General features: G+C 60.9%; 20 protein-coding genes. 9 read left to right on the top strand and 11 right to left on the bottom strand.

The window, feature by feature from the left end; translation table 11 throughout:
* The 7 genes from EK373_RS20430 to EK373_RS20400 form a co-directional block, all read right to left on the bottom strand.
* Entirely contained in the window at positions 1-732 is a 732-nt protein-coding gene (locus tag EK373_RS20430) for a DUF6445 family protein (protein WP_269813700.1), read from the bottom strand.
* A 19-nt stretch (positions 733-751) separates the two neighbouring features.
* On the bottom strand, positions 752-1,495 hold the full coding sequence (locus tag EK373_RS20425; RefSeq protein ID WP_129645533.1) for a SapC family protein: 744 nt from the start codon (positions 1,493-1,495) through the stop codon (positions 752-754).
* A gap of 22 nt (positions 1,496-1,517) precedes the next feature.
* A complete protein-coding gene (locus EK373_RS20420; protein WP_129645532.1) occupies positions 1,518-3,071 on the bottom strand; it encodes a tryptophan halogenase family protein in 1,554 nt (517 codons plus the stop codon).
* A 38-nt stretch (positions 3,072-3,109) separates the two neighbouring features.
* On the bottom strand, positions 3,110-6,289 hold the full coding sequence (locus tag EK373_RS20415) for a TonB-dependent receptor (protein WP_198683471.1): 3,180 nt from the start codon (positions 6,287-6,289) through the stop codon (positions 3,110-3,112).
* A gap of 111 nt (positions 6,290-6,400) precedes the next feature.
* On the bottom strand, positions 6,401-7,429 hold the full coding sequence (locus EK373_RS20410) for a FecR family protein (RefSeq protein WP_129645531.1): 1,029 nt from the start codon (positions 7,427-7,429) through the stop codon (positions 6,401-6,403).
* Positions 7,422-7,961 (bottom strand): RNA polymerase sigma factor, encoded by a 540-nt coding sequence (locus EK373_RS20405; protein ID WP_129645530.1) that lies wholly within the window; start codon positions 7,959-7,961, stop codon positions 7,422-7,424. Before EK373_RS20405 ends, EK373_RS20410 begins: the two co-directional genes overlap by 8 nt.
* Before the next feature lie 135 nt (positions 7,962-8,096).
* The gene (locus EK373_RS20400) at positions 8,097-8,567 is read right to left on the bottom strand and encodes a hypothetical protein (RefSeq protein ID WP_129645529.1); all 471 of its coding nucleotides are present in this window, start codon (positions 8,565-8,567) and stop codon (positions 8,097-8,099) included.
* A 138-nt stretch (positions 8,568-8,705) separates the two neighbouring features.
* On the opposite strand from EK373_RS20400, the gene EK373_RS20395 reads away from it, so the two are divergent.
* Positions 8,706-8,909: a FecR/PupR family sigma factor regulator gene (locus EK373_RS20395; protein ID WP_157994452.1), complete on the top strand. Its 204-nt coding sequence runs from the start codon at positions 8,706-8,708 to the stop codon at positions 8,907-8,909.
* 31 nt (positions 8,910-8,940) lie between these two features.
* Here the strand turns inward: EK373_RS20395 and EK373_RS20390 are convergent, their stop codons facing one another.
* The gene (locus EK373_RS20390; protein WP_129645527.1) at positions 8,941-9,981 is read right to left on the bottom strand and encodes a dipeptidase; all 1,041 of its coding nucleotides are present in this window, start codon (positions 9,979-9,981) and stop codon (positions 8,941-8,943) included.
* A gap of 389 nt (positions 9,982-10,370) precedes the next feature.
* Here EK373_RS20390 and EK373_RS20385 point away from each other — a divergent pair, with 389 nt between their 5' ends.
* The 8 genes from EK373_RS20385 (at position 10,371) to EK373_RS20350 (ending at position 21,336) form a co-directional block, all read left to right on the top strand.
* Entirely contained in the window at positions 10,371-10,976 is a 606-nt protein-coding gene (locus EK373_RS20385; RefSeq protein WP_157994451.1) for an RNA polymerase sigma factor, read from the top strand.
* A gap of 5 nt (positions 10,977-10,981) precedes the next feature.
* Positions 10,982-12,046 (top strand): FecR family protein, encoded by a 1,065-nt coding sequence (locus EK373_RS20380; RefSeq protein ID WP_198683470.1) that lies wholly within the window; start codon positions 10,982-10,984, stop codon positions 12,044-12,046.
* 142 nt (positions 12,047-12,188) lie between these two features.
* Positions 12,189-12,401, top strand: a complete 213-nt coding sequence (locus EK373_RS34335; RefSeq protein ID WP_129645524.1) for a FecR/PupR family sigma factor regulator — start codon at positions 12,189-12,191, stop codon at positions 12,399-12,401.
* A gap of 172 nt (positions 12,402-12,573) precedes the next feature.
* Complete coding sequence (locus EK373_RS20370) at positions 12,574-15,105, top strand: TonB-dependent receptor domain-containing protein (RefSeq protein WP_129645523.1); 2,532 nt, start codon at positions 12,574-12,576, stop codon at positions 15,103-15,105.
* A gap of 169 nt (positions 15,106-15,274) precedes the next feature.
* Positions 15,275-16,678 carry a spinster family MFS transporter gene (locus EK373_RS20365; RefSeq protein ID WP_129645522.1) on the top strand — a complete coding sequence of 468 codons (1,404 nt, stop codon included), beginning with the start codon at positions 15,275-15,277 and terminating at the stop codon, positions 16,676-16,678.
* Between the two features lie 71 nt (positions 16,679-16,749).
* Positions 16,750-17,793, top strand: coding sequence for a dipeptidase (locus tag EK373_RS20360; RefSeq protein WP_129645521.1), 1,044 nt, complete (start codon positions 16,750-16,752; stop codon positions 17,791-17,793).
* 9 nt (positions 17,794-17,802) lie between these two features.
* A complete protein-coding gene (locus tag EK373_RS20355) occupies positions 17,803-19,737 on the top strand; it encodes a CocE/NonD family hydrolase (protein ID WP_129645520.1) in 1,935 nt (644 codons plus the stop codon).
* A 306-nt stretch (positions 19,738-20,043) separates the two neighbouring features.
* Positions 20,044-21,336, top strand: a complete 1,293-nt coding sequence (locus EK373_RS20350; protein ID WP_157994450.1) for an amidohydrolase family protein — start codon at positions 20,044-20,046, stop codon at positions 21,334-21,336.
* A gap of 20 nt (positions 21,337-21,356) precedes the next feature.
* Here EK373_RS20350 and EK373_RS20345 read toward each other — a convergent pair whose 3' ends face one another.
* The 3 genes from EK373_RS20345 to EK373_RS20335 are packed head-to-tail and all read right to left on the bottom strand — an operon-like array spanning position 21,357 to position 26,319.
* The gene (locus EK373_RS20345; RefSeq protein ID WP_129645518.1) at positions 21,357-22,790 is read right to left on the bottom strand and encodes an MFS transporter; all 1,434 of its coding nucleotides are present in this window, start codon (positions 22,788-22,790) and stop codon (positions 21,357-21,359) included.
* Between the two features lie 50 nt (positions 22,791-22,840).
* The gene (locus EK373_RS20340) at positions 22,841-24,400 is read right to left on the bottom strand and encodes a condensation domain-containing protein (RefSeq protein WP_129645517.1); all 1,560 of its coding nucleotides are present in this window, start codon (positions 24,398-24,400) and stop codon (positions 22,841-22,843) included.
* Positions 24,397-26,319 carry a non-ribosomal peptide synthetase gene (locus EK373_RS20335; RefSeq protein WP_198683469.1) on the bottom strand — a complete coding sequence of 641 codons (1,923 nt, stop codon included), beginning with the start codon at positions 26,317-26,319 and terminating at the stop codon, positions 24,397-24,399. The genes EK373_RS20340 and EK373_RS20335 overlap by 4 nt, the downstream gene beginning before the upstream one ends.
* Positions 26,320-26,342: the final 23 nt, after the last annotated feature.

The raw sequence follows: 26,342 nt of genomic DNA, 5'->3' as shown, positions 1-26,342 counted from the left end.
TCAAACCTGGGCCGATTGCAGCAGTGCCGTCACGGTCAGCCGCCACTCGCTGCGATCTTTGGGAGGATGGAATGGGTTGTCGATCCTGGCCGCATGGAGAACGCGGGCCGGATAGACGATCGCACCGTTGAACTTCAATTCGTTCGAATAAACCGTCTCGAACAACACGCTATCTCCATTGATATACTCTTTCTCCGGAGCTCCGTGCACGCGCAGGTCGCCATTGAGCGCGAGCTGATAGTTGCTCACATTCTGCTCCGTTATTTCTTCATACCCTGTCCGTCGATGCCGGTAGAACGCCGTTCCGGAAAATCTCGGCCCGCATAAATAAATCACCGCCGCGAACAAGCTCGGGTCGGTTGAGTCGTAGTGAGGGATACGCTGGATGGGCCGCAGGTCTTTGCCCGCAGTGGTCACGACAGAAAAGAAACTCGCATCGCCAGAGATGACTTGATTGCCCTCCAACATGCCATTGCGCTGGAGAGTCGGCGTAAGCCAGTCGCGCAACGCCGTTGAAAAAGCCTCGGGCACTTTAGCTCGCAAGCCGGGATAGAGATTGCCGCGGTCCTCGGCATAAGACTGGGCGAAGCCCAGGGCCGCAAGGCCTTCAGGATCGCGCAGAACATTGTCGATCACGCTCACTTTGATGGCGCCCCGGCCGATACGCACCAAGTCGACTTCAGCATTGTAATTGAACGCGAAGAGAGTCGTATCGTGCGGCCCGCCACTCATCGATAGTCCCAACGGCCGGTCAGCTTGCGTTGCCTTGCCAGGCGCGACTGAGGGCAATACGCTGGTTCTTGAGCCGAATGAGTTTGAAGATCTGTCCGCTGGCGATCATCACGGCGTAGATCAGATCGAGATACCCACTCTGCCACAGGCTAGCGATTTGTGCCGCGTCCAGCTGCCTGAATCTTTCTTCGTCGAGACCGTAAAGCCCCTGCAGCTGCAGCGGCGTAGCATCTTCCAACACGATATCGAGCATGATGGGCGCCAGCAGATCGAGGGACAGCAGGGCCGCGATGAATTGCTCGGTCGCGGTTCTTCCCGCGACCAGTTCACCGAGGATCGCCAATATCTCCTTGAGATATGCAGAGTCGCTGCCGTCGGCATTCACGATCGTTCTGGTGCCGGACGGGTCCAGGCAGGGATGGTCGAGATCGATGCACAGCACGTTTGCAGCTGACGCATCCGGCGCATCGTCCATGCGCACGTAGAATGGCTGTCGCCGTACATTCAATGGCACGTAAGCCACGTCCAGCTCCGTTCCAGACCAGAACAGGTTCTCGGCGACGCCCAACCCGCTCAGGACGTAGGGGGCGAAACGCCCCGTTTCAGGATGCTTCGCAAACACGATGGGATATTGAGTCGCGGCCTTACGGAATTCGCCCACGACGATCGGTATCAGGTGTTGATGGGCCGCGGAGGCTTCGACGCGATCCCCGCGGATCCGCAATTCACGGTGCTCGCTGCGCGATAACTCGACCAAGCGCATCCTTCATCCGTCCCCGTTCGATTCAGATCTTCTGCAGCCCCAGCGTTTTGATCTTATCGATCAAGTCGCGATTCTTCGGCAGTGTTTTCGTCCATCTCGCCTTGAGTGTTTCGTTCTGCGCGAACGCGCGCTTGGCGCCGCCGATGTCGCTGTCGAACGCCTGATGGCGCGTATCGGTTCTAAAGCCCATGCCATACAGTACATATTGATAGCTCGCGGCCGGAAACATCTCGCAGTTACTGGTGAAATCCTGATCGCCCGGGGTCCGATAGCGCCACAGTTCCAACTGCTCCTGCAAGCTGTCCGGAATGCTCTTCGGCTCGCGATTGTCGATCCAGAATGCCGAGTCGGTGCGTCGGCTCAGAATGTAGTGCAGCTTCAGAAAATCGATGATCCGGTCCCAGCGATACTGCGTGATCTTGTTATAGCGCTCGGCGACGATCGGCATCGCCTCGCGCGTTGCCGGCAGCATCGTGCTGATCATGTCGGCCGACAGCTCGATCAGCACCAGCGCCGAAGCCTCGAGCGGCTCCAGGAATCCTCCTGCGAGACCCACCGCGACACAATTTCCCTTCCAGAAGACCTGCCGATGCCCGCAAGCGATTCGGATCTCCCTGGGCTGCAAATCGCGATGCTTGTCGCCGACATATGCACGCAGCTCCGCGAGAGCCGCCTCGGCGGTAGTGTGATTGCTCGAGTAGACGTACCCCACGCCGCGCCGGCTTTGCAGCCCGATGTCCCAGATCCAGCCGTGCTTCTGCGCGGTCGATACGGTGTACGGGACGATGTCGCTTTGTTCATGGTCATGGGGCACTTGCACGGCCAGCGCCCGATCGATAAAGAGAACATCGCTGCGATCTACGAACGGCACGCCCATCGTCTCGCCGAGCAACAAGGACCGGAATCCTGACGCATCGATGAACAGATCGGCTCCGAGGCGACCGGACTTGCGGGTTTGCACAGAATCGATGGCGCCCGTGTCGCTGCTGATGACTTCGGTCACGTCATCGACGACGTGACGTATGCCGAGCTTCCTGACGCAATGCTCGCGAATGAAGCCCGCGAATCGGCCGGCATCCAGATGATACGCGTAGTTGGCGACGCCGGCATATTCGGGCGTGGTGATCAACTTGGGCGCGAGCCCCAGCTCGCACACCGCCTCCTGAAAACAAACGGCGTTGGAAAACGAAGGGGCATCTCGCTGCGCTTCGGAATATTTCATCCAGTAGGGCGCGAGATCCAAGCTCGGAAAGCCCTCCGGCAACATCAGCGGATGATAGTAGAAGTCGGAGGCTTGCCCCGTCACCCACCGCGCGAACTTCGCGCCGTGCTTGAACGAGGCGTTGCACTCCCGAAAAAAGTCCGTCTCCGAAATGCCCACCTTCTTCAAGGTCGAGCGCATCGTCGGCCAGGTGCCCTCGCCTACGCCGATGATGCCGATGCTCTCGCTTTCAACCAGGGTGATCTCGAGACCGCAGCCCGATCTTGACGCGTGGCGTGCCGCGATGATGGCGGCGGTCAGCCATCCGGCCGTTCCGCCGCCGACGATGCAAATCGACCGGATCGGACGTTCCATGACCTATCTCGAGCCATCGAGCATCGCGTGTTCCTCGCTCAGAACTGGGCCCGCATACCGATCTTATATCGGCGCCCACTGTCCTCCGCATAGAGAAACTGGTTCTCGTAGTAAGCGTACTTCAAAATGGGCCGGTTGGTCAGATTGACGCCTTCCACGAACACCGCAAAGCTCTCGTTGATATGGTAGGTCGCACTGGCATCGAACTGATAACGACCACGCACCTGGGTGACTGCCTGACCGGCGCCGTTCAACGGCGGCGGAGAAAGATACTGCAGGAAGTCTTCACGCCAGTTGAGCGCCATGCGCGCCTCGAAGTTACTCCTATTGTCGTAGAACAACACGCCGTTGGCCGAGTTGGACAGGCCGGTCAGCGCGAATTTGTTGGTCAGGTCCTGCGGATCCAGATCCTTGTCGCTGTGGGCCAGCGTACCGTTCAGCTGAATGCCAAATCCGCTATTGCCGAACGATTGCTGAATCCCCGCCTCCAACCCGCACACCTGCGCGCTTTCCCCGTTCGTGGGCGCCGTGATGGTGAACTGCGCCGGCAATCCGGTCGCGGGATCGAGTAGCGGCGTGCCGGACGAATTGTTCACCACGCCGGTCGTTTGATTCAGCACGATGAAGTTGCTCACGTCCTTGTAATACGCACCGACCGAAACGAAGTTGCCGCGGCCGTAATAGTACTCGAACGAAAGATCGAGGTTGTCGGATCGGAACGGCTCCAGATCGGGCGTGCCACTGGCGGCCGCGAAATTGCCGGGCCGCAATGTCACCAGCGTCGTGACCGGCGAGAGCTGCTCGAGCGTCGGGCGCGTCATCGTCTGGCTTGCGGCAAAGCGCGCGGTTATTTCATCCGTCAGTTCCCATTTGAACGACAGGTTGGGCAGCACGTCGGTGTAGTGATTCGACTTGGATACGGTCGCCGTGCCAGCCGTCTGCACACCATACTGAGTAGCATCGTTGGCAAGCCTCTGCAACGCTACGAAGTTCGTCGCAAGCCCGCTGATATCCGCATGCGTATTCTCGACACGCACGCCCACGACGCTGCTGAAGGCTCGACCGCCCAGGGTGCCTGCAAACACGGCTTGCAGATAGCCACCGTAAACTTGCTCCTCTACCAACGAATCGTTCACCTTGGGCGGCGCGAAGGTGAAACCGGGCGTGACGGCCTGTTGCTCCTGGGTGATCGCATCAAACAACGACCGTCCGTCGAAGGTGAGCCATTGAGTGGTCAGGCGATCTGCGCCGCTGATACCTGACAGGAAGCCGCCGCCAGCATTGAACACGCCGATCGGAACACTCGCGGGAGCCGGATTGTTATAGCCGCACGTCGTACACCCCGTGCCGCCGTCGTTCGAATAGAGCGCAGTATCCTTCTTGTCGCGAGAGAACAAGCCGCCTAAACGCAAGCTGGTCAGTCCCTCATTCGAATCTTCGCCTGCCACGTTCAGATCGGCTCGCAGCTGCGTCACTTCATCATCGACGCCATAGCCGCGATAGAGCATCACGTGCTGGAACATCGGCTGCGTGCCGCCGGCGACACCGGCATTCGCGCCGCTCGTCGGTCTCACGAAGCCCGTAGTGACCGGCAGGATCGACCCATCGGATTGATAGCGGATCGTTTGTCCGGTGTAGCCGAGCAAGGCGAGCTCGCTTTCCGCGCCGCCGTTCGGATCTTCCTTGGCACGCGAGACACTGCCGTCCAGATTGAGTGTCATGCGGTCCGAGAGCTTCCATTCGACATTGAGACCCGTCGCGCTCAGACGAGTCTTCTTGTCGAACGCCTTGTCGTGGAAGTCAGAAGCCATACCGACGCCTTGGGTCAGGTCGATTGCCGTGCCATTGGCGTCAGTGACGACGTTGGTGAGGTTGGATGGCGTGAACCAGTGGCCGAACGAACGCGCGTCGGTGGTATTGGTGAACCGCGAGTAAAGTGTGTCCGCGGTAATCGTCAGATCGTCATTGGCCTTATATTGCAGCACCAACGTGCCGCCCACGCGCTTGCGATCCTCGAACGTCACCTTGGTATCGAAATTTTGCGGGACGAACAGATTGGCCTGCGGATTGGACGCGGTGGCCTGAACCCCGGAGCCGCCATTGATCTGCGCAGCCGGTGTTCCACCATTGACGATCCAACCGTCGGTCTGCGCCTGGTTTAACCGATCCTTGCGGCGCTGATAGCTGCCCGACGCCAGCAGCCCCAGGCGCCCGTCGAAAAAGCTATCGGTGATCAGAAAGGCCGCATCGGGCGAGGCCTCAGCCGAATTGTCCTCGTAATTGATGTCTCCCGAAGCGGAGAATTTGAATCCGCCATAGTCGAATGGCCGCGCCGTCTTGATGTTGATGGCCGAACCCACGCCACCGGACTGCAGGTGCGCCACCGAAGACTTGAACACCTCGACGCCCGCTATGAGCTCGGAGGCGAGCGTGTCGAACGAAAAGGCGCGCCCGCTCGCCTGTGAGGGGTCCGTCGGCGTGGCAATCTGTCGCCCGTTGAGCAGTACAGTATTGAATTCCGGGCCGAAGCCGCGAACCGTGACGAACGCACCTTCACCGCCGGAGCGATCGATCGACACGCCGGTAATTCGCTGCAACGACTCGGCCAGATTGGTGTCCGGGAGCTTGCCGATATCCTCGGGCGCAATAGCATCGACGATCCCCAAGGAGTCGCGCTTGATCGTCATGGAAGTTTCCAGCGACTGGCGCAGACCCGTCACCACAACTTCCTGGATGGTCGCGTTTCCCGCCGCCGGCTCCTGCGGCTCGCTGGTTTGAGCCTGAGCCAGCCGGATATAGCGCGACTGCCTGCTGGGCGCCGTAGATGAAGTTGGAGTCGGGGCGACGCCGGACGTGTCGCTGCTCGCGGTGTCGATCCGCTTTTTCTCCGTGGAGATCGGCCGAATGGTCGCGGTATTCTCGCCGCTATAGATGGCTATCAAACCCGTCCCTCGCAACATCTGCTCCAGGGCCGCGTGCTTCTCAAACTGCCCGGTCACCGGGGTTGCAGTCGCATTGCGGACCGCATCGTAGCGATAGAGAAGTTGCATCTTCGCTTGTGCCGCGAAGTTCTTCAGGGCATCGGGCAGCGGCTGCGGGCCGATATCGAACTGAGCTGGATCAGCGTTCGCACGTCCCGGTGTCGTCAGCAGCAGTCCCGATGCGCAGGCCAATGCCTGCAGAATCGCCAACCTGACGGCTCGATTGGTTGCTCTCATGCCCCCTCCTTGGATTCTCGCCTCTTCTCGTTCTCACAACCTGTCTGTTATGACGACCCGCGAGAAGTTGAAAACCCCCACTCGATTTCACGGAAGGGTGGCCAGACCGCACTATTCAACCGGCGCTTCGATATAGACATGGTCCGCGCCGGGCCGCCGGACCTGCGCCCCAAATCCATCCTCCAGCATCTTCAGCAGCGCTTCTGCTCCTTCCGGGCTGGTCTGAAAGGTGCCACCGACGGGTAACTGACGCAGCGACTCGTCGACCACTTCGATCTTCAGACGCGTATATCGCATCAGTTCGTTGACGACGTTGCCGAGCGGCTCATCGTGGAAATACAAACTCTTGTTGCGCCAGGCCAGCGAGCGGTTGAGCTCTGCTGCATTCAGGGCGCGAATCACATCTGCGTTGCCTTGCGCGTCAGCCTGCTCACCTGCAGTCACAGCGGCTGCAGATTTCGCATACGAAGCGCCCGAAGGTGGCGACTTGCCGCCGGTGGCATCGACCACTTTGACCGTGCCTTCGCTGACCGTGACCTGCACACCGGCTGGTCGCACGTAGACGTTGAACGCGGTGCCGACGGCGCGCACCCAGCGATTGCCGGCTTGCACCCAAAACGGCCGCTGCGCATCGTGAGCCACGTTGAAGTACGCTTCGCCGCGTTCCAGACGAATGACCCGGCTATGCTGGCTGTAGTCGACATCGACCTGACTGTTGGTGTTGAGATTGAGCGAAGAACCATCAGGCAACATGACGGCGACCTGCTCCCCGATCGCCGTTTGAAAGCGGGTGTCCGCTTGTTGTTTGTAATAGCTCCAGCTCACGCTGAGCACTATCGCTGCAACGGTCGCGGCCAGGGCGCCAGACAGCCAGCGTGACGCGCGCGCCGGTCTCGCTGACGCGGCATTCATCACTTGACCGAAGTAGACCGCGCGAACGAGCGGGCCGGATCTGACCAGCTCCTCCCAAGTAGCCTCCAACTCGGCGTATGCCTTCACATTGCACGGATGCGCAGCGAGCCAAGCCTCGAAACGCGCGTGATCGTCGGCCGTCACGTCATCCGCATTGATTCGGGCAAACCAATCGCTGGCCTCGCGCTCGGTGACCTCCGGATCCGGCAGGCGATGAACCTCACCCATGGCGCCGCCTCGTGGCCCTGTATTGGATTTTCAGATAGCGATTCGTTTCGCGCATACCGTGCGAGATATGCTTTTCAACGGTCTTCACCGAAATTCCCAGGCGGTCCGCGACCTCTCGATACGAGCACTCATGAAATACTCGCAGCGTGAACGCCGCACGACATTGCGGAGGTAACCGATCGATGGCCTGCTCCAGGAGCCGGTTCCGCTCATCGCGCAGCAGCCCGGACTCCAGGGACTCGTACTCCGCGTCGACCCGCGACTCATCGGAGCTCTCCGCCAGGTCGCGCTCCACCGTGCGTCGATGACGAATCTCGTTGGCCGCCAGATTGCGCGCCGTGGAAAAAAGAAAGGCCCGGAGCGTAATGATCGACTCACGCTCCCGGTAGGTACGAAGGAATGCTTCCTGAACGATCTCTTTCGCCGTTTCACTCGAGCGCACGAAGCGCCGGATGTATTGAAGCAGTGCGTGACGACTCTCGGCGAAGAGCTTGATGAAAGTCTCGGTGGGGGAGTCTGAGGTTGGCGTCATTGCCGCGCTGTCTGTCCGTCCGTTCGACCGTACCCTGCCCTGGGCTCCGGTGGCAACTATTGCAACTCACATGGGGGATTTCGGTCCCTCAAGTGTCGAACGCACTTCGTAGAAACAGTCGGACGCGACGCCAGCTCAGAAACCGCCAAAGCTTGCCGTCACGTGCGGATCCCGAGGATCTTCGACAATCTTGATGGCGCGGCCGCTCGCCCCACCATGCTTCGTCAGCTCTGCCGTTCCCTGCCTGTTGCCGTGGACGACGACCTGAACATTGCCAGCGGGCTCCACCACCGCGAACATCGCCGTGATGCTTACGGCCTTCAATTCCTTCTTGAACGGCGTACTCAATTCGATCAGTTCCAGTTGACCGTCATACCCGATAGCACCGCGCACCGTTCGTTCGGCGCCAGGCACGAGGCTGGTTACTTCGATCACGAAACGCTGCGGGGAGTGGTCCTGCTGCGCCAGGAGCAGCGGAGTGAATGCGGAGGTGATCAGCAGTGCGATCGCAATTGGATAGCGCATCGAAGCTCTCCTACTAATCGTGCGACAGGATTCAATACTAAGGCCGAGCAAGGAGGCCATAAAGTCGAGCCCGTTTGCCATGTCCCTGACACGTAGCCTGAATATATTCATCGATGTACCTATCGACCCACTGTAGCATCGGTGCCGCCACTGCGAATGGATTGCAGAGCTTCTGGCAGACAATCAAGTCGATCAGACGGAACTGGAAGGGTGTATCCCATGTACCCAAAGGCAACGCTGCCTTGCGACGATGCGGACGAGGACTTCCGTTCGGCTGCGAGGTGGATGCTGCAGCTTCAGCAGCCAGACGTAGACGCGACGACCTTACGCGGCTTTGCGAACTGGCTGGAAGAATCCCCCGATCATCGCCGGTCGTACGCGCGCTGCGAAGCTCTCTGGGAAATCGTGCGCCAGGCGACCTGACCACCATCAACAGTTTCGGCGCGGCGAACACTTACGCTTCCCTAAGCGCCTCTGAAGTGAATCGCGGGCTGGCCTTGCCCCATACCTGCCGAGCTACTCGCAGGTTGTTGTGCCCCAAAACTCCCTGCACCTGGCCGTCCGAGTATCCTCGCTTGAGCAAGCCCTCGGCAATCGCCGGGAATCGCTCGGGCTCGACCATGGCAAGACCGGTGCGATAGCCCTTCTCGGGCGGAAAGAGATCCGGGCGTGCCCGAACGTAATCATCGAGCTCCGCGCCATCGAAAACGTAATCGAGCCCCAGACCGACGTGCTCAGGGCCGATGAGCTGGACCACATGATCGATGTGGCCGATCAGCGTCTGTGTCGTGTTGTCGTTGTCGCCCAGAAAAATGCCGATGCCGTTCAGGTTCACGACCCCTCCTGTGCGGGCACAGGCCTGCATCAGATCGTCGGGAATGTTGCGCTCATGATCCTTGAGCGCCCGGGCATTCGAGTGCGAGAAGATGACCGGATTGCTGGAATACTCGATGGCCTCCTTCGCCGTGCGATAACCGGTGTGTGAGCAGCACAGCACCATCCCTACACGCTCCATCTCATCGATGATCCGGCGCCCGTACTCGGTGAGGCCGCAATCCTCGTCCTGGCACCCCCCGCCGAGCCGATTGTTCTTGTTGTACGCGAGCAGCATCCACCGGACTCCCAATCCGTAGAAGATTTCCACCAGGCCGGGGTGAGCCTCGACAGCCTGCCCACCTTCGATATCGAAGGCCACCGCGAGCCTGCCTTCCTGCTTGGCGGCTTCGATATCCTCGACTGTTCGTGCAAGGACGTAGTGCTCCGAGTGCCTGGCGATCCAGCTGCGCATCGAGGCGAGCATCGCGAAGGCTGTTTCGGGCGGAGAGCCGTCGTAGCAAACGTTGAGCACCACCAGCGTCACGCCGGCGGCGCGATGCCGGGCAAGCTGCGGGAGGAACGATTCATCGGCGGGCCGCAACGGCATGCACGCGTGGTTGTCCCACACCACGGTACGGCCCAAGAGACTCCGCGCTCGCGTCCCGACTGCCAAAGACATCTTCTCTCCCTATTTTATAAACCCGCTTCACGCATATAGTGATGACCTGATCCACTACAAACATCAACCCGCCACCCCGCGGACGTGCAGTGTCGAACCGAGGACCATGTTACTTAAGCTGGTCAGGTTGTGCGAAGCAGCGAGATTACGCCTTTGGCGGTGCAAAGTTACTGGTGGACGCGTGTACACTCTCCGACAAAGTGTGAGCAGGGTTGAACCTGCCGTAGCACGGGAGACGAATTTGGAAGGTGCGCACTACTGGCCGCCACAGGTGCACGAGGCTGACGCACTCACGGCACCCGGTAGGAACCCAAGCACCGATCAGCTGGTTTTACCGCCAGCCCTGCACTGTCTGCCGCGAATCGGTTACTCGATAGATCGCGAGATTCGTGCAGAGCTCCGCCGAGCGAGACAAGTCCTTGATAGATAAATCTGCACGTTCGGAAGGCTGTACCGATCAAGACTCGGCCGATCGCGCCGAGCTCATCGGCAGGCTGTTTCGCGAGCACAACCGTGCCCTGATCAAGTTCCTCATGAACCGACTTCGCTCGAGCGAGGAGGCAGCCGACGTGGCGCAGGAGGCGTACGCACGCATGCTGCAGCTGCATTCGCCTGGGACGGTCAGTTTCCTGCGGGCATTTCTTTTCAAGACCGCTGCCAACATCGCGATCGACCGACTCAGATCGAGAAGTGCCGAACTGCGCCGCTCGGAAAACCAATTTTTGGGCGACCTGGCCGCGACCTTGTCGACCGAGCAGTACGTCTGCGATGCCGAAGAGCTGCGGCTGACGGCCGCCTATATCCAGGAGTTGCCACCTCAGTATCGCGAGGCGCTGCTGCTCAGTCGTTTCGAACCCCTGAGCACCGCCGAGATCGCCAAACGAATGGGGATCTCGGAGCGCACCGTGCAGCACTACATCGTCGAATCACTCATCAACATTCGTGCCCGGCTGGAACGCGGCGCACGTCCAAAACCCTCGCGAGCCAAGGAGTGATGGCGATGCAGTTTCCGAAGCACACTCGAGAAGGGATGGACGACGACCCGCTACGTCGCGAGGCCGCTGAATGGTTCGTTCGGCTCAATACGCAGGAGCCCGACACCGATGAAGTCGGCGACTGGCAGCGCTGGCTGCTGAAGAGCGAGGCACATCGCCAGGCGTTCGCCGAGTTCGAAGACTTGTGGCAAACGATCGGGCAAACCGAGCCGCACCTCGCTTCGTCAGTCAATCAAGCGACGGCCGAGCGAAACCACAGCAAACGCTGGCGCTGGGTCGCATTGGCTGCGACGTTTCTGTTCGGCGCCGTGGGCGCCCTTTTATTCACTGCCGACATGGGGACATCCCGCGACCTGCCCTCCTCGGCACTCGTCCAAACGCGCAAAGCCGAGGACCGGACCTATGTCCTGCCGGACGGCTCACGCATCGATGTCGGCGCCAGCACTCGTGTCGTCGTGGACTTCGGTACTGCCGCTCGCAACGTATTCATCGACTCGGGCGAAGCCTATTTCCAGGTGGCGCACGACACTGCAAGGCCATTCGTCGTTCACGCAGGCGCGGGAACGATCACTGCCGTCGGAACCGCATTCAACGTCCACACCGCCTTGGGGCGCGTATCGGTTGCGGTTGTCGAGGGAACTGTGAAGGTACAGAACTCCGACTACAACACAGCAGCGCCCGCGAAAGACGATAGCGTCAAACCGCAAGCCGCTGCGCCTCTGCTCGTTCACGCAGGGGAAGGCGTGGCGTACGATCGGTCCCTACAGCCTGTTGAATCGGTCGATGCGCGCGTGGCCACATCCTGGCGCAATGGTCATCTGAAGTTTCTCCGGGAGCCGCTCGCCTACGTCGTATCCGATATCGAACGCTACGCAGACCTGCAGATCTCGATCGCCGATCCTTCCCTCGGCGCGCTGCTCTACACGGGCACCGTCGTTCCAGAGAACGTGGACGACTGGCTCGCGCTGCTGTCGCATGCATTTCCCATCGAAGTACAACACATCAACAAGCGCGCCATTCTCCTGAAGCGACGCGATGCTCCCATGGAGCCTCCCACCGACGCCGGCTAGCCCGGCTCGCGCAAGCCGCTGACATTTCTTTGCGGCTCGCGCGCCCTGCTCCGTCTAAGCAGGCAGTATCGATCTCAACAGATACCCGCTAGGCATCTGCAATCATCGGCCATTCGACTAACTCTGCGAGCAGGTGGACCGGATGCCGCTTTCAAGCGATATGGATGAGCCGTTCCGAGCTGCCGTCCTCTGGATGGTGCGCCTACGATCGGATCAAGAGGACGCCGCGACACTGCGCGCGTTCTCTCGCTGGATCGAGCGCAGCACTGAACACCGCAGGGCGTACGCGCGCTGTGAAGCATTGTGGCTAATGATACAAATCGCGCTGCCCCCGGTGATCGGTCGCGTCGAATGAATGCCGCGACCTGAACGACTCATCCAGCCGCTCTACTCAAGGCGAATACTAAGTAAGACCGCCTATTGATCCGACCTCAGCCCCTAATTTTTTTTTGCGCCCTGGTGACGTAGCTCCGTCTTAGGTCACACAACAAGCGGGACAACCCGAACGAATAGACGAGGTACGACACATGAGAAACGAGCAACCAACCTCGAAAGTCACAAATGCTCTTGTCACTTGCGCCGCTGCCTTGTGCATAACCTGCACGGCGCAGGCGGAAGAAACTGTCGAGCTCAAAATTCCACCGCAGTCGCTGGAGACGGCGCTACTGGAATTCGCGGAGCAAAGCGGCGCCCAGGTCGTGATGGCCAGCACCAACGTCGCCGACATCAGGACAAGGGGAGTAGCAGGCAGGCTCACGCCACGAGTAGCGCTCGCACAGCTGATCGAAGGCACCGACCTCGAGATTCACGCGGTGGGAGAGCGCGGCTTCAGTCTGACCGCTCGCGCTGACGAGCCGAAGGCAACGCAGCCGAAGACCGTCGCACCGGCCTCTGCTGCGAAGGCCGAGGATCCCAAAAAAAAAGCCCTGAGCAGTAACCTCGTCACGCCGGACGGGGATAGACGGATAGAGACGGTCATCGTGACTGCACAGAAGCGCGAAGAGCGGCTCATGGAAGTGCCGCAGTCGGTGACGGCACTGTCCACTGCTGAGCTCACGCGTAGTGGCGCCCTCCAATTCCGCGACTACGCCGATTCGGTTCCGGGACTGGCCTACAACACCAATGGCGCCGGCTACACTCAGGTGGTGTTGCGCGGTGTAACCACCGGTTACGAGTCCAGCGCGCCAGTGGCTATCTATGTCGATGAAGTGCCCTATGGCGGCAGCGGCGTGATGGTCAACACGACCCGACAAGCGCTCGACGCCGGTTTGTTCGACCTCGATCGCATCGAAGTGCTGCGCGGTCCCCAAGGCACGTTGTACGGCGCCGGCGCCGTCGGCGGCCTGCTGAAATACGTCAGCAAACGTCCGTCGAGCGACAAGTTCGAGGGACAAGCTCAAATCGGCCTTTCCTCCACCGAACAGGGCGGCCTGAGCCACAGCGTCGCAGGCGCCGCCAACCTGCCGATCTCCGAAGGCAAAGCCGGCGTTCGCTTGAGCGGTTTCTATAACCACGACGGCGGTTACATCGATAACCTATCGCGCGGCAAGGACGACGTGAACCAGGCGGATATCTACGGTGGCCGCGCCGATCTATTGCTGACGCCGACGGAGCAGTTCAGCGTACGCGTCGCTGTGTTCGCGCAGAATATTTCCCGCGACGGCGAGAGCTCGGCCGACTTTTCCTTTGCGGGTTCGCCGGTGGACAGCGACATGAAGCAGCGGCGCCCGGCAGCTGAGCCGTTCGACCAGAGCTTCCGCCTGGCCAGCGTGACGTTGAATTACAACTTCGATTGGGCGGCGCTCACTTCGATTTCCAGCTATCAGCAGGACCACACCGAGAACGTCATCGACATTACCCAGCTTTACCAGCCTTTCACGGCGCTTCTCGGCCACTCCTACAGCTCCATTGGCTCAGTCGGCGAAACCAAGACGGACAAGTTCGTCCAGGAGGTCCGGCTGGCCAGCGCAGGCGGCGAGAGGTTCGATTGGATCGTGGGTGGCTTCTACACCGATGAGAACATGGACAACCACGGCCGCTATGTGCTGGAGGATGCGGCAGGACAGCCCGCACCGAATGTCCTGAATGACGGTTTGACTGAAATCCAATTCGAGGAGTACGCAGGCTTCGGAACGCTCACCTGGCACCTGACCGACAAGTTGGATGTGTCTGGCGGCATTCGCTATTCGAAAGTCCATCAGTCGTTCACATCGAACTTTGTCGGAGAGATCGCAGTACCCTCGCAACCCAAAACGACCGGCACTACCGATGCCACGACCTATCTGGCCAATGCGCGCTATCTCATCAACGACCAGTCGATGTTCTACGCGCGCTACGCAACCGGGTATCGCCCGGGTGGTCCGAACAACAGTTATCTCGATCTGGTTACCCTCCAGCAGGTGCCAGTCGCGCCGTTCGACTCGGACACCCTGAGCAGCTACGAGCTGGGCTTCCGGCACGAGACCGCCGACCGCCGCTTCTCCATGGATCTGGCCGCGTACTACATCGACTGGAAAGACATCATCATCCGGGTGTACGACGCCGGCACAGGCGCCAGCTACTATGACAATGCCGCGGGCATGCGTGTCCGCGGTGGCGAACTTGCATTAACTGCTCGCCCCGTCAGCTCGCTCACGCTTGCAGCGAACATGGCGTATACGGATGCGTACATGGCTGAGGACAACAGCCAACTCGGGGCGGCCAAAGGCGAGCGCATGCCGACGGTTCCGCGTTTCAGCGGCAGCCTGACGGCCGAATATGACTTCTCAGACATTCGCTGGCAGCCAACCTTAGGCGCCGCAGTCCGCTACACCGGCGACCGCACGGCGAGCTTCGATCTGAATGGCGGCTTCCCGCAATACGACATGGGCTCCTACACCGCCGTCGATCTGCGTGCCGGACTGAGTTTCGCTCCTTACGACGTGCAGCTGTACGTGCGAAATCTTTTGGATGAGCGAGGCCAGGTGTCGGCGTACACCTGGCAAGGCAATCCGCTGGTGTCGCGAGTGGCGATGCTGCAGCCACGAACCATCGGCCTCACAGTAACAACCCGTTTCTGATGCAACGACCACGTGTGAGATACGCGAGCCCTGCGAATGCCGCAGGGCTCGCCCCGAGCAAGCGTCTTCCCCAGACCACTGCCAGCCCGTCGAACACCGCCTCGGCGATGGACGCCATCGCAGGATCCCCCCTTCTCGCTATCGGCGAGATCCGCATCGAGCGGTGGCAATGAACAAGCTGACGTACAAGCACTACCTCCTCGGCGTTCTGTTGGTGGTCCTGGCCTCCAACACCGTCGAGCGCTACGCCCTGGCGCTGGTGCTCCAGGACATCAAAGCCGATCTCGCGCTGAGCGACACGCAGCTGGGATTGCTGACCGGTATTGCCTTCGCGTTTTTCTACGCGACCATGGGAGTTCCCATCGCGCGTTGGGCCGATCGCGGCAACCGCGTCACGATCATTGCGATTACTACGGCTCTGTGGAGCGCGGCGTTGGCATTGTGCTCACTGGTCGGGAGTTTTTTTCAGCTGCTGTTGATCCGCATCGGCGTGGCGGTCGGAGAAGCAGGATGCACGCCGCCGGCACATTCTCTGATCGCGGATAATTTCACCCGAGCCGAGCGGCCCCGCGCCGTAGCGATCTACATGCTGGGCACCCCGTTGAGCGGACTGATCGGCTTCTTCATGGCCGGGTGGCTCAATGAGATGTATGGTTGGCGAGTGATGTTTCTGCTCCTGGGTCTGCCCGGGCTGGCGCTCGCGCTACTGGTCCGGCTCACGCTGAGAGAGCCTCGCCTTGCGAAGCCAACGACAACGGTCGCAAGCGAGATCGGTACTGCTCCACTCCAGGCTCGCGAGTCCATTGCCACGCAACCGGCGCAGCTTCCTCTCAACGAAGTGGTCCGCACTCTGTGGGCGAACGCCTCTTTCCGTCACCTGTTGTTTTGCTTTTCGGTGTTGTCTCTCTTCGGCACGGGCCTGTGGCAATGGCAGCCGACGTTTTTCGTCCGCACCTACGGGATGCAAACCGGGGAGCTGGGCACGTGGCTTGCACCGATTCAGGGATTGGGCAGCATCATCGGGCTGCTCGGCGGCGGCGAACTGGCTTCCCGCTTTGCTGCGAACAACGAACGCCTGCAGCTCAAACTGATCGGGGTCGGATATGTCATTTTTGCAGCCACGTCGGCACTCATCTATCTTGCCCCGAATCGCTATTGGGCCTTCGGATTCATTGCCATCAGCATGATAGGCCACGGTCTCGCCACCGCTCCGCTCTATGCCGTTATACAAACGCTCGTGCCACAGCGCATGCGCGCCACGGCGATTGCCCTCCTCTATCTATTTGCCAATCTGATTGGCCTGGGGTTCGGGCCGTTGATGGTCGGCGCGCTGAGCGATGCCCTGCACCCGACATTCGGTGAGGAGTCGCTGCGTTACGCATTGCTCGCCATGTGTCCTGGATATGTCTGGGGTGCGATACACCTGTGGTTCGCAAGCAAGAGCGTCACCCGCGACCTCCGAGCGGTGCAACTTCAGGAGGAGCGTAAGGGCGCCCCGCAAGGCGAGCTCTACCTGAAGCAGCCGGTTGTCGGGCCGCTGCCGCGTGCGCTTCGGCGCAGCGCCATGAGCTGAGCGATACCGCACCTACAGTCCTGCTACAGGCAGACAGGGAATGTTTGTAGAGCATCTCTCGGAGTAACACTATGAATGCGCAGGAACTGAATAGTTCGAGCGGGCGCGTGACGGTTCAGCCTGCCGTTGCTGAGATTCTGGCGTCGTCCGACGTCTGGGACATGACGCTGCCCTGGCTGGACGAATACCAGGACATCAGCATCCTCGCCCGCTTCAGGCAGGCGGGGTACACCTTCGTATCTGCAACGACGGAAGACTTCCCGCCGACGTTCGAAGGCGTACAGCAGTGCATACAGCGCTTCCGAGACGCCGCGAAGCCGCATGCAGAATGGCTCACTTTCGGCAGCTCGCTCGCCGAAATCGATCAGGGTCGCCAACAGGGCAAGCTGGTCATTGGCCTCAACATTCAGGACACCGTTCAGCTGGGCACGGATCTGTCTCGGGTCGAGGCGCTTTACGCGCTCGGTGTGCGTCACATGCTGCTGGCCTACAACGTGCGGAACTTTGTCGCGGATGGCTGTGCCGAACCGGCCGACGCCGGGTTGAGTATTTTCGGCCGCCAGGTGGTTCGCGAAATGGACCGCGTCGGCATGGTGCTCGACCTCTCCCACACCGGCCGACGCTCTACGCTCGATGCGATGGAAATCTGCGAGCGTCCGCCGATCTTTTCGCACTCAGGCGCTCACGCGGTCTGTGCGCATATTCGGAACATTCGTGATGAGCAAATCCGCGCATGCGCTGCTCGCGGCGGCGTCATCGGCGTCGTGGGCATCGGCGCTTTCATCGGCGACGCCGAAGCGCGCTCCGCAACCGTGTTTCGACACATCGATCACATTGCTTCGCTGGTTGGACCCCAGCACGTCGGCCTCGGCGCCGATTACGTGCAGAACATGGCAGGCGTCTGGGATGCGATTCGCGCCGCCAAGGATTCGTCATGGCCGGATCCGTCGGGAACACAGCTGTACGAGGGCGGTTGTTTTCAGCCAGAGCAACTTGCCGAGCTCGTGGAGATCATGCTGGCGCACGGCTACCCGGTCGACGTGGTCAAAGGCATCCTCGGCGCAAATTTCCGGCGTGTGTACGCAATGGCAGAAGGCCCGGCTGCGCGCGCGTGAGATCGAGACGTGAGCCCGAACAAGAATAACGAAGCGAACCGCGGTGTGCCGCAGCGCCTCGCGGACGTTGCGCCAGATCTCAAGCTGATCCTCGAGAGCGAACCTCACACGCCCGCCCGCTGTGTCGCATCGGCGATTCGCAGGGAAACGATTTTCGTCACCATGCGCGATGGCATACGCCTGGCGACGGATCTGTACCTGCCACCGGATCTGCCAGCCCCCGCCATTGCCGTGCGAACCCCTTACGGCCGCACCAACCTCGCGGACACCGTCCTCCCACTGGCTCAACGCGGCTACGTGGTAGTGACGCAAGACGTCCGCGGTACTGGCGATAGCGAGCCAGACACTTGGGAAATGTATATCTACGAGCGTGAAGACGGTATCGACTTCGTTGAGTGGATCACGCAGCAGCCATGGTTCGACGGATTCGTGGGTTCTTTCGGTGGATCTTATGGCGGCAGTACGCAGTGGGGCATGTCGATGCACCCGCGCATGTCGGCCATTGCCCCGGAGGTTGCTGGTATCGGCATCAGTCGCGACGACACGCCGAACTTCTACATGTTCGTCAATGCCTTCTCGCGCGCAGTCGGCAAGGGTATCGACAAGGAGCCCATCCCCCTGTGGGAGATGGAGCGTCGGATCCTGCCGGAGACGCTGGCGGATGGCTATTTCAACGAACCCTTGCACACACCGTTGAGTGCTGCGCTACTCGAACACTATCCAAACCTGCAAGCGCTGTCGCCGACCGAACGCAAGCGCTGGCTCTGGGACCACTACAGGCCGCTCCCTCCTGCGCAGCGCGCCGAGCTGATCAAGCGGGTCACGGGGCAACCCAGCGTCACATACGACAACGCTCTCTCCGAGATTTTCGGCCGCGAGATTCCCTACGGGTTGTTTACGTTTCCGAGCGCAGGGAAGGTTGAGCTGGCTCGGTCGCTGCACGCACCGGCCCTGATCATCACCGGCTGGTACGACTGGGGGAACGGCGACACGCTCGCAACATGGTCACTGCTCACGCGCGAGGGATCTGAGTCCGCGAGATCACGCAGCCGCCTCTTGATCGCGCCCTGTGCCCATAACATGCCGGGCTATCGTGAAGGTCGCGAGAACCACCCCGAGCTCGACCTGATCTATCGCAGCACCCATAGTGGCAGTGCCTATATCAGTGGCAACCATCGCACGGCGAACGTGCGTGACCTGTTACTACGCTGGTACGCCGCCGTGCGCGAAAACACCCTCGACTCATGGCCTGTCGTTACGTACTACCTGATGGGCGCCAACGAGTGGTACACGGCATCGGCATGGCCTCCCCCTGCAGCACGGATATGCGCTCTGTATCTCGGTTCCAGCGGCACGCTGAATTCAGAGCCTCCGCAGCAGGCTTCGAACCCCGACACTTACATTTACGACCCGGAAGATCCGACGCCGACGGTAGGCGGCAGCATTCTCTCCTACGTCTACGCTCCCGGCAGCGCCGACGTGAGCGAGGTCCAGCGCCGCGCAGACGTGCTCTCCTATACGACTTCCGTGTTTGCAAGCGATCTGGATGTTGTCGGACCGTTGCGATTGATCCTCTACGCGAGCTCGAGCGCAGTGGATACAGATTTCTCTGCGCGTCTCACCGATGTGTTTCCCGATGGTCGCGCGATCCACCTGCAGAACTGCACGCTGCGCGTGCGTCATCGCAATACCGAAGGTGAGCCTGAGCTGCTGGAGCCAGGCCGCATCTATCGGTTCGAGATTGACCTGTGGGCCACCGCCAACCGCTTCAAGGCCGGTCATCGTTTGCGGCTCGATATCTGCTCGGCGGACTTTCCCAAATTCGACCGCAACGCCAACCGCGGCGGTGAACCGGGCGCCCCGATCCGCGCCGTACAGAGCCTCTATCACGATCCCGAACATCCCTCGCACCTGCTCGTATCGATCATGGGCAGCGCACCGTAAATCTCTCACACAGCGACGCAGATCCCAGACCGCCCATGTTTTTTTGCGGCCCCGCGGCCTCGATCCGTCTAAAGCTCACGACAAACGGCAGAAACTCAACAACAGCAGCAGAACGAGACCATGAGCACTGAGACTGCAAACTCGAGCAAGCGAATGGATTCTCGAGGGCCACTGATCGTTCTGAATCCGACGATCATCGACGGTGTCGCGGAAACACCGATCGAGGGCAAGTCGATCTGGATCGAAGCCGGCCGCATCAAGCTCATCTGCAGGCGCGATGAGCTCAGCATTCCGCCGGGAGCCGCCGTGATCGACGCGCGCGGAAAATATGTCATTCCCGGGCTGATGAATGCCAATGTCCATCTTCTATGCGATGTCCGCCTGGAAAACCTCGTGCGACACATGGATCGTTTCGAGGACCTGATCATCGAAGCCGCGCAGGTGGCGCTGAAGAATGGGCTCACTACTGTGTTCGACACCTGGGGTCCACGCCGTGCTTTGATGAACTCGCGCGATGCAATCAATGCCGGCCAGGTGCCGGGCAGCCGCATCTTCTGCGCGGGCAACATCATTGGGCTCGATGGCCCTTGTTCTGCGGACTTCTTCCCCAAGGCTGCGGAGGTCGCCAGCGGCGCACTGGCCAAGCGAATCAACGCGATCTGGGTCGAGAATGTCGGGCGCCACCTGATGTGGCTGACGCCGGAGCAGGTTGCGCAGGAAGTGCGCGCCTATATCGGCAAGGGCATCGACTTCATCAAATACGCCTCAAATGACCATACCGGTCAGGGTGCATTCATACAATTCTCGCCGCGGGTGCAGGAAGCGATGGTGGAGGAAGCGCATCGAGCCAGTATCACCGCCCAGGCGCACTGTTCGAGTGTGGAAGGATTGCGGATCGCCGTCGAGGCAGGCTGCGATCTGATCACGCATGCGAACATCACGGGGCCGACCCCGATCCCCGAATCCACGATCGAGTTGTTCGTCAAGCGGAACACGGGTGCCGTTCTTTTCCCCTTCACGCAGCGGCGGCTGGACTGGTTCTTCGGGATGACCAGCCACGGGGCGGACCTGGGCCATACGCTGATGCGAGCCGCCGATACCAATGTACGGAACTTCATCCGCTCCGATGCCACGCTGTTGCTGGCAAATGACGCATCGCTGTTTGCGCCAGAAGTGGAAAGCGACCCCACGTGGAGCGCATGGATGGGGCTGGATGTCGATTGCTACATGGATCTTCGCCAAGGCCATTTCTTCTGGTTCAAGGCCATGGAGGAGAAAGGCTGCTCACCGATGCGAATGTTACAGGCTGCGACCAGAAACATCGCCGAGGCTTACGGCAAGGATCGGGACCTTGGCACCCTCGAGCCGGGCAAGATTGCGGATATGCTGATCCTCGACAAGAACCCGCTGCTCGCGTCCGAGAACTACCGCACTATCCACACGATCCTCAAGGACGGCGTCGTCGTCGACCGCGAGGCGCTGCCTGTCAATCCGATCCTGACCCGGCCCATGGCATCTCCCGCCGACGAAGAGGCGTCGTATGTGAATTTCGCAAACGCCGGCAAATTCCCGATGTGTCCGACGTGCATGTCCCATTGAGCGGCAGGTAACGCGCGTACTTAGTGCGCTTCCTCTGCCTGATCACGAAGCACGGCAGCGCCCATGATCGCGCCCGCAAATGCGACCGCCGCGCTCAGTGCGAATGCCAGGCGGTAGCCATTACTTAGAGCGGTCGTCCCATCGACACCCGCGGCGATCAGATCGGCCGTTCGCCCTGCGGCGATGCTGCCGAGCGCCGATAATCCCAATGCTCCTCCCAGCATGTAGGACGTATTGATGAGACCGGAGGCCGCGCCAACGCGTTCGGGCTCTGCCAGGCGTAAGGCGGCGTGTACGAGCGGCGAATACGACAGGCCACTGCCGAGACCGACCAGCAACATGCCCGGTAGAATGTCATAAAGAAAAAGCGCATCGCTCGGTATTTGCCAAAGGAGCATCAGTCCAGCGGCTGTGCAGAGCAGACCCGTGACGGCGGTGAGCCGCACACCAAAGTGTGCGACGAGCCGCGGAGCAAGAGAAAACGCCGCGCCCGCACTGACCAGAACGTCGGGCAGGAACAGCAGGCCGACCTGCATCGCCGTAAACCCAAGCACGCGTTGGAGATATACGCTGCACGCGAAGCCCCACGTGAGCAGCGCAATCGCCATCAATGCAGCGACCACATTCACCCCGACGACGCGGCCCATGCGAGCCCTGCCCTGGCGAGCCATCGTCGATTGCGCGCCCGGTCTGCTCCACCACAACCACGTCACGAGCAGCACTGCTGCGGCGATGCCAGCAGCCAGCGGCCACGTGATTCTCCCGGTCATCAGGCTTTCGTTCCCGAGCGTGCCCGCCACCGCAACCAGCAGGACGATGGCGAGCACGGCCCCACGTGTGTCCAATCTCTTTCGGCTCACCCGATGGGTGGCCGGCAGCAGTGCCAGACCTAGTGCACAGCTCACGCCGATCGGGACGTTCACGAAGAAGACCCAGCGCCAGTCCAAAGCGCTGACGAGCGCCCCTCCGATCACCACGCCGGCGCTCGCACCGACGGCGCTTATCAGCGAACAAAGTCCCAATGCCTTGGTACGATGCGCTTGCTGCACGAACAGATTCTCCGCAAGGCATAGCGCGAGCACACATACGATCGCTCCGCCGATCCCTTGCGCGGATCGCCAGGCAAGGAGCATTCCCGCCGAGGCCGCCACACCGCATCCCAGCGAGGCGATTGCAAACAAGCCGACCCCGAGCGCAAACATGCGTTGGTGTCCGAATGCGTCACCGAGGCGCCCTGCCATCAGCATCGCTCCGCCAAACGTGGCCACGTACGCGCTCGTGATCTGTGTCAGGTGCGCATCGGACATGTGAAGGTCCGATCCGATCGATGGCAGCGCCAGGTTGACCATGTTGCCGCTGAACCCGGCCATCATCAGGCCGAGACACACGGCAGTGAGCACCCACGGGCGTTGACTCTCCGTTTCCTGTCCGGAGCCGACGGCCTCGCCTGTCACTCTCGCTCTCCTTCGACACACCACGAAACTCTGCTGCCCATGACGAAGGCTCAGCAGATCGGAATGTCTTTGATACGAGTGTGCGGCCGGGTCGCCAGGATCTGCAGGAAGCAGACAAAGTTTCGTGCAAAGCGGTCCATCGATTCCTCGGAGAACCCGGCACGCGGATACCAGAACATCCCCTCCGCTTCTGTCTTCATATCGTGGAGAAGCACGCCGGGCTCCCGATCGATGTCCATCGTCTCGAACAGCGGGTGCTCGAAAGCGACTGGGCAGTACTTGAGGGACCGATCGTGCGTGTCATCCGCCGGCGTCGCAAAGGCCGCCCCGTGCGTGACCCAATTGAAGTCGCAGGTCTGCGTGAAGTCTTCGCGAAACCGGTAGGCGTCATGGTAGGAGAAACTGGCGTGGTCCTGCGCCATTGAGTACTCCGCCGCGGACCGACTGATGAGTTCGGACAGGCTGGGGTTGTCCGAGACCGTCATGCCCATCGACACCGAGAACGTGAAGCAGCCAACCGTGTTCGCCAGCCGCGGGCTGATACGGCCATCGGAAATGAACCGGATCACGATGTCGTCCGAGGAATTGCACCAGCGTGTCAGCAGCGCTACGTACGCAGCAAAGACGCTCATCACCACCGTCGTGTGCTGGCGACGCGCCTGCGCCGTCAGCGCTGCCATCAAGTCCCGATCAATTCGCAACTTTGTAGTTCCATAGCCTCGACGCTCTGAGGACTCGGACCTCGGCATGCGCACCCGACGGTATCCAGCCAGCCGCCTTTCCCAGTATTCCGCCCGCTTCTCGATCCAGGATTGCTCATGCTGCCACAGCGCGTAGTCAGCGAACTGCAGCGGTATCACCGGCAGTGAGACGGGCAGGCCTTTGGAAACCTGACCGTACGCGGTCATCACTTCACGCACGATGATGCTCATGGATGCGCCATCCGTGATGAGGTGTTGCATCGCTATGAGCAGCAGATGCTGCTCGTCGCCTTCTCTCAACACGCGGATGCTGAACAATGGATCCTTTGTTACATCGATCAGCTCGGCCACATGTTGCACGATCCATTGCTCCGCCTCGCGCTGCCGGGAGCCGTTGGCAGGTGCGGTCAGCTCATCGACCTCGAGCACGAAATCATGCTCCGCAACGATTCGCTGCTGCGGCGTGCCCTCGATGACTTCGATTCGGGTCCGAAACGCCTCCTGTCTCTGAATGACCGCCGCGATGCTCTCTCGCAATGCGTCGAGGTTGAGCACCCCGTGCAGCCTCGTGGCGGAAACAACCTGGCGCATGAATGGCTGCGTCGCCAGTTTCAATTGATTCCAGTAGGACATCTGTGTGTGCGACAGCGGGATGTGCTCGCGGCTCGAGCGAGGCGCCAGGTCCCGTTCGTAGGCGCCCGCGCCAATGGCCATCTCCAGGCGCCCGACGAGCTCGGTCCGATGCGCTCTCAGGGATTGCACGTCGTCGTCGTTCAGCACGCCTTTGGGCGCTTTGAGGCGCAGCTCTCCGTTGTCCAACCAGAGCACGATGCCTTTCTTGCGGACGCGCGCGAGAATCACCTCGGCAGTGTCCAGCAAGCGCAGGCCGTCAGAACTCGAGTGCGTCATAGCGCTCGCTCCTCAAACTCCACATCGCCCGAATCGAATTCCAGCGGCCGAGCCGGCCGCATCGCTTCAACGTACTGCGCGTATGCGGCTACGGTCGGATGACGGAAGATCGAGCCCACCGAAACATTGGTTGCCATCTGGTCGACGACGGAGGCGACGACGGTGATCGCCAGCACTGAGTGGCCACCGAGATCGAAGAAGTTGTCGTGTCGTCCGACCCGCTCGACTTTCAGCAGGTCTTGCCAGAGCCGGGCCACGAACTCCTCCACCTCACCCTGCGGCGGCTCGTAGTCGCCGAGCACGTACGAATCGCTCTGGGGCTTTGGCAGCGCCTGTCGATCCAGCTTGCCATTCGGCGTCAGCGGCAACCGATCGAGTAGAACGAACGCGCTCGGCACCATGTATTCAGGCAAGCTCGATGTCAGATGCGTGTGCAACTCGTCGATGCCCGGCGGGAAGCCAGCCTCGCGCGGCACGATATACGCCACCAGCCGCTTTTGACCCGGCTCCTCCTCGCGCGCCACCACGGCGACCTCGCCAACCTCCGGATGCTCTGCCAGCTGCGCTTCGATCTCACCCAGCTCGATGCGAAAGCCCCGGATCTTCACCTGAGAATCGTTACGTCCGTGAAATTCGAGGTTGCCATCGGCTCGCCACCGCCCCAAATCGCCGGTCCTGTACATCCTCGCGCTCGCGTCCCCGCTGAAGGGATCACGCACGAAGCGTTCGGCCGTCATCTGTGGCTGATTCAGATATCCGCGCGCGACACCAGGCCCGCCGATGTAGATCTCCCCGATGACTCCGACCGGCACCGGCGCCTGGTTCGCGTCCAGAACATACACGCAGGTGTTCGCCAGCGGCCGCCCGATCGGCAGTGAGTCCGAGCTGCTCGGCGGCGCCTCCATCACGAACATGGTCGCGTAAGTAGTCGCTTCAGTCGGCCCATAGGCATTGATCAGCTGTCCCGGTCGCTTCTGTCTTGCGAGCATGCGCGCAGCAATTGCCGGATTGACCACGTCACCGCCAGTGATCAGACAGCGCAGACCGCCGAACGCTTGCTCCAGGGCGTCGATGTACTCATGGAACAATCCGACGGTGAGGAACATCGTCGTTACGGCCTGATCGACCAGCGTTTTGTTGAAGGCAGCAGGGTCCAACAGCACGCTTTGCGGAATCACGATGATGCTCGCACCGTTGAGCAGCGGCGCCCAGATTTCCCACGTTGTCGCATCGAAGACCGGGCTTGCGCCGTGAGGCACACGATCGCCGGAATCGATCTGCGCGTAGGCGGGATTGATCGCGAGGCGCAATACGCTGCGATGCTCGATCATCACGCCCTTCGGAACGCCAGTGGATCCGGAGGTATAAATGACGCACGCCAGGTTGCTGGAAGTCAGGCCTTGAACGCTCGGCGCGCTCTCCGGGTAAGACAACGTATCGCTCAAGGGTAGCGTTGGCACGCCTAGACGAGTGGCCTGCTCGATCAGCTCGGGCGCTGCCAGCAAAGCGACCGGCGAACTGTCGGTGACCATGAACGACAACCGCTCGGGCGGATAGTTTGGATCGAGCGGCAGGTAGGCGCCGCCGCTCTTGAGAATTGCGAGCATGCCGACGATCGACTCCGCACTGCGCTCGGCGTACAGCCCGACCCGATCATCTGGCCGCACTCCGCGTGCTATCAAAGCACGAGCAACCTTATTCGCCCGGCGCTCGAGCTCGGCATAGCTGAGCTGCCGATCCCCATCCTTGATCGCCACAGCGTTTGGGGCGCGCAGCGCATGCGCACCGAAGATCTCGTGAATCAAGCCATCGGCTGGATACGGTCGCGCCGTATCGTTGAACTGGCGGAGAGCCTGCTCGATCTGCGCATCACTCATGAGCGGCGCGGAGTTCGCGGTCGCCTCAATCAATCCATTCATACATTGCTTCTCCAGAGAATGGG

The sequence above is a fragment of the Peristeroidobacter agariperforans genome (assembly GCF_004138335.1).
GTDB lineage: Bacteria > Pseudomonadota > Gammaproteobacteria > Steroidobacterales > Steroidobacteraceae > Steroidobacter > Steroidobacter agariperforans.
Note: the sequence above shows the minus strand (reverse complement) of the source record. Positions and strands in the feature narration are given on the sequence as shown.